This is a genomic window from Bacteroides sp. AM54-2NS (assembly GCF_003602935.1).
Taxonomy (GTDB): domain Bacteria; phylum Bacteroidota; class Bacteroidia; order Bacteroidales; family Bacteroidaceae; genus Bacteroides; species Bacteroides xylanisolvens.
Genome location: NZ_QTMZ01000099.1, coordinates 1 through 4774 on the forward strand (window position 1 = coordinate 1; position 4774 = coordinate 4774).

Annotated in this window: 1 protein-coding gene; it reads left to right on the plus strand. The window is 45.6% G+C overall.

What is annotated here, in order from left to right:
- Positions 1-296: 296 nt before the first annotated feature.
- Positions 297-4268 carry a hybrid sensor histidine kinase/response regulator transcription factor gene (locus DXA05_RS25645; protein ID WP_128859773.1) on the plus strand — a complete coding sequence of 1324 codons (3972 nt, stop codon included), beginning with the start codon at positions 297-299 and terminating at the stop codon, positions 4266-4268.
- Positions 4269-4774 lie beyond the last annotated feature (506 nt).

The window sequence follows — 4774 nt, forward strand, 5'->3', positions numbered from 1 at the left end:
AGCTGTGGTAACTTCTCTTCACGCGTCGAAGAGAAGTCGGTCACGGCCGTGGGAACGCTAACTATATCGGTAGTCTGATGCAAGAAGAGCGGTAACTTAATACAATAATAAAGGGGAGATAAGGTATTCTTCCCTGCTTCATAATATCCATTCTCCCTATACACCAGTACCAAGACAGCCGTTTATAACATGATTATTAGGAAGATTTACTGAATATTCCTTCTAATTTCACACCCCTATTCTGTTGGGATTTTCTAAAGAAACTTTATCTTTGTAATGTCAACAATTAAAAGAATATGGTTCGTTTTAATCTTGTTATCACCTTACTACTAATGATAAATATGGCTGTCAAAGCCGAACTGACCAACCGGATGTTCGATGTCAGGCATGTAGGCTATGCAGAAGGCCTTAGTAGTCAACGTGTTTTTTCGATTGTCGAGGATGGAGACGGTGCTATGTGGATTGCTACAAAAACCGGAATAGACAGATACAACGGTCATACGGTAAAGAACTATGATTTACCGGGCAGTTTCTATTATGGCGATCTTGCCGGACGCAGGCTTTACTTATTGTACGACGCACAACAAGGACTGTTTGCCTACGACCACACCGGACGAATCTACCGATATTCCACCATCCTGGATCATTTTGAACAAGTCCTCCACCTGGGACAATTGATTCAGGAAGAAGTCATCTTGAACAAACTCTGTTTGGATAGTGACGGAACCTGGTGGATGGGGGCGGATAAAGGACTATACAAGCAAGAAGCGGACCATCGTATAGTTGCCGTGCTGAAAGGACAATATGTCAACGACATCGCATTTGCCGGCGAGTCGCTTTTTGTGGGTACTTCTAACGGAGTCTGCCAACTGTCACACGCCCTGCCGGATAAGAAACGCCAGCTGCTGGAAGGGTGGAATGTACAAACATTGTTCTGCGACAAACCGAAAAAAGAACTCTGGATAGGCACATTTGGCAGCGGTTTGTCTGTGATGAACCTCAACACTTCCAAAGTGCTTGCGCTGGAGGGACAAGGGAGCACGTTCCTTCATCCGATACGGGCAATTACAGACTATGATGTACATACCATACTCATAGGCGTAGACGGTGGCGGTGTGTATGCGATAGACAAGGACACCAAGAAAGCCCGTTTACTGATGAACACCAAAGATGACACAGATACTTACCTGCGCGGAAACGGCGTATATGCCGTAACCAGAGACGACCAGGGCAACATCTGGATAGGTAGTTATACGGGAGGTGTATCCGTGGCTATCCTGCTGAAACATCCCATTTCGATATTAATACACGAAAAGGGAAATACCCATTCTCTCATCAGCAACAACGTGAATGATATCGAAGAAAATCCGGATGGCAACCAATGGTTCGCTACCGATGATGGAATCAGCATCCGAAACACCCTGTCAGGCACTTGGAAACACGTGCTGAAAGAAATCGTAACCATTTCTCTTTGCACATCCGGAAATGGGAACGTATGGGTAGGAACGTACGGAGACGGAGTGTATCTACTGGATAACAACGGACGCGTGTTACGCCATCTCACCAAGCAACAAGGGCAATTGACTACCAATTATATCTTCTCCGTCAGACAAGACATGGAGGGAGACTTATGGATAGGAGGTCTGGACGGATGCCTGATCATGTTTGAAAAAGAAAAAGGCAGCAGACGGTCTTTCGACGTGAATTGGGTACAGTCCATTGAACCTATCGACCGAAACCGGGTAGCGGTGGCTACGGTCAACGGTTTTTTCCTGGTGGACAAACATACAGGGAATATACAGCACTATGCCAATTCCCAGGAATTTCACAATCAGAATGTCAGTGCTTATATCATCTCTATGCTGTTCAATGACGACGGAACCGTGTGGCTGGGAACCGAAGGGGGAGGATTGAATCTATATGATATGAAAAACCGGACGGTAAAGACTTTCACTGTTCAAGAGGGATTGCCGTCCAACGATATATATAGTTTGCAGCGAGACGACAAGAAACGCTTGTGGGTCAGCACCGGAAAAGGAATTGCCTTGATAGACAGCCTGCGCGTGTCGAACCTCAACTATGCGGGCAATATAGACAAGGAATATAACAAATCCTCATTTGCCCGGTTGATGAACGGCGAGTTTGTGTATGGCAGCACGGATGGCGCTGTCTTTATCATGCCACTCGACATTTCAACCGTAGACTACTGGACGCTCCTGCGTTTCACAGGGCTGACGGTTGATTATCAAAACGTCCAGGAAGAAGAATCGTTGAAACCTGCCATCCATGATATGCTTGCCGACCGTGCGGTACGGCTTGGCTATAAATACAACTCGTTTACCGTTTCTTTTGAATCTATCAACTATCGTTTCCAGCGCGATATTGTCTATCAGCATATTTTAGAAGGGTATGACAATGACTGGAGCAAACCGTCTGCCGAGGGCAAGGCATCCTACACCAAGGTATCGCCGGGCACTTATCTTTTTAAGGTGCGCAGCCTGCGGCGCAGCGACGGAAAGACTATCTCCGAAAGCACCTTAGAAGTGAAAGTGAGCCAGCCATGGTGGAACTCGTGGTGGGCTTGGACTATTTACCTATTTATAATAGGCTTCGTTTTCTATTTCATCCTGCGCTATAAGAGCAACCAGCTCCAAAAGAAATACGACGAAGACAAAATACGTTTCTTCATCGACACGGCGCACGACATTCGCACGCCGGTAACGCTTATCATGGCGCCGCTGGAGGATTTGAACCGGGAACAGGATCTCTCGGACAAAGCCCGTTATTACCTGAATCTGGCTCATGAAAGTACCCGGAAACTCCATTCGCTCATCACACAGTTGCTCGAATTTGAAAAGGTAGACGCCCACAAGCAATCTTCTTCATCGGTTCCGCTTTGTCTGAATGAAGTTTTGCTGAAAGAAGTCTCCGTCTTCCGGTCTTTTTGCGAGAAGAAGCAGTTGACACTGAATCTGACCCAACCCGACGAATCCGTTTTCGTTTCGGCCGACAAACACCTGATAGAGATGTTACTCGACAATCTTCTTTCCAATGCCTGCAAATACACCATGCCCCAGGGAGAAATCAGTCTGGATTTGAAAGCCACGAAACGCAAAGCCATCCTTTCGTTGAAAGATAACGGAATAGGCATACCGAAGAAAGCGAAGAAGCACATCTTCTCCGATATTTACAGAGCCGAAAATGCCCGGCAGTCACAGGAAGAAGGAACCGGATTCGGACTGTTGCAGGTGCAACGCATTGTAAAGATGCTGCATGGAAAAATCACTTTCTGTTCCGAAGAGGGCAAGGGAACTACTTTCATCGTAACATTGCCACGAACCACCACCGTAGCCGAACCCGTGTCGCACGAATCATCCCTCGAACACCTTGCCGGCACATCGAATAATAATAGCCACGAAACGGATAAAATGAAAGATCCGGACGACCGGAATACATTGCTCATTGTAGAAGACCACGAAACTCTCCGTCACTACCTCCGCCAGACCTTTGAACACCTCTATCGGGTGATTGATGTTGCCGACGGACACGAAGCTATCGCCTGTCTCGCCAATGAATATCCGGACATCATCCTCTCCGACGTCATGATGCCCGGCATACGGGGTGACGAGCTTTGCAGAATGGTCAAGGAAAATCCTGACACATCAGGTATTCCCGTCGTTCTGCTGACGGCAAAGGCTAACCACGAAGCAATAGTGGAAGGATTGAAGAAAGGCGCGGATGATTATATCCCCAAACCATTCAGTACAGAGATACTGAAATTGAAAGTACAAGGATTGATTGACAATCGAAACAGGCAACGGCAGTTTTTCATGCGGCAAGCCATCGCTCAAGTAGAGGCGGGCGGCAAACGTGACGACAATGAAAGCAATGAAAACAATGAAAGTATCGACAACAAAAACGTAACGACAGCAAGCGAAACAATGGCCGAGGGCGACCGTCGGTTTATCATGCAAGCTACCCGGTTTGTTCTTGAACATTTGGATGAACCCGATTTCAACATCAATCTCTTGTGCCATGAAATGGCAATGAGCCGGACACTATTCTACAGTCGCCTTAAATCACTGACGGGAAAAGGGCCGCAAGAGTTTATCCGTATCATCCGGCTACAAAAAGCTGCCGAACTGCTGAAAGAAGGTAAAAGCGTAACCGATGTCGCCGCCGAAACCGGATTTGTCAACACGAAGTATTTCAGTTCATTGTTCAAGAAACAATTCGGGATGCAGCCAAGTAAATATAGTGGGAAGTAGACAAGCATTCATGTTCGGTTTTGAATTAGAATTAGCTCGTTTCCGGTACAGTAATGAACTGTTTCAGCCTATTCTGACAAGGGTATATTCTCACTGCAATGAGAAAAAGTTCTCATTGTAATGAGTATTTCTTCTCATACCTATGAGTATTTTTTCTCATAGTGATAAGTATACTTGAGAATGTTTACGGAAGTCTTTTTGAATTATAATTGTATGAGTTTACCTCATTTCCGTACCGTTCTTAATTAAATGGGAATTTTGCAGTTAAATGAGAAATTATCGGTTAAATGAGAATTTATCGGTTAAATGGGAATTTTGCGGTTAAATGGGAATTTAGCAGTTAAATGGGAATTTATCGGTTAAATGAGAATTTATCGGTTAGGCTGAAAGCCTTACAATTATATATTTATTGGGGTGCCCTGAAAGGGCTTAATTATATAGCGTAGGGCAACGCCCTACGAAAAAAACACACCAGCCACAAGCCCTGAAAGGGCGGAACCGTATAC